The sequence below is a fragment of the Pseudomonas sp. PDM26 genome (genome assembly GCF_019219185.1).
GTDB lineage: Bacteria > Pseudomonadota > Gammaproteobacteria > Pseudomonadales > Pseudomonadaceae > Aquipseudomonas.
In genome coordinates this window covers 1-431 of record NZ_JAHUWC010000047.1, presented here as the reverse complement: position 1 = coordinate 431, position 431 = coordinate 1, and the positions used below count along the sequence as shown (strand labels likewise).

General features: G+C 67.7%; 1 pseudogene. It reads left to right on the top strand.

Annotated elements, in window-relative coordinates:
• Positions 1-43: 43 nt before the first annotated feature.
• Positions 44-431, top strand: a pseudogene (locus KW849_RS31020) (2,3-bisphosphoglycerate-independent phosphoglycerate mutase); the annotation flags it as partial.

Sequence of the window (431 nt, the reverse complement as noted above, 5' to 3'; positions counted from 1 at the left end):
CTGGAATCCTGCCGTGTCCGCATCCCCCCCGCCTGAAGACAACATGCGCGTGAAGCGTCCCAAGCCCGTCGTGCTGCTGATCCTGGATGGCTGGGGGCATCGCGAAGATCCCGCCGACAACGCGCTGGCGCAGGCCACGCTGCCGAACTGGCACCGCCTGCTGGCGAACGCCCCGCACACGCTGATCCACACCGAAGGCCGCCATGTGGGCCTGCCCGATGGGCAGATGGGCAATTCGGAAGTGGGTCACATGAACCTGGGGGCGGGCCGCATCGTCTACCAGGACCTGACCCGCATCGACGCCGCCATCGAGGACGGCAGCTTCTTCGCCAATGCCGAACTTGTCGCTGCCTGCGAGGCCGCCAAGGCCGACGGCAAGACCCTGCACGTGTTCGGCCTGCTGTCGCCGGGCGGCGTGCACAGCCATGAAC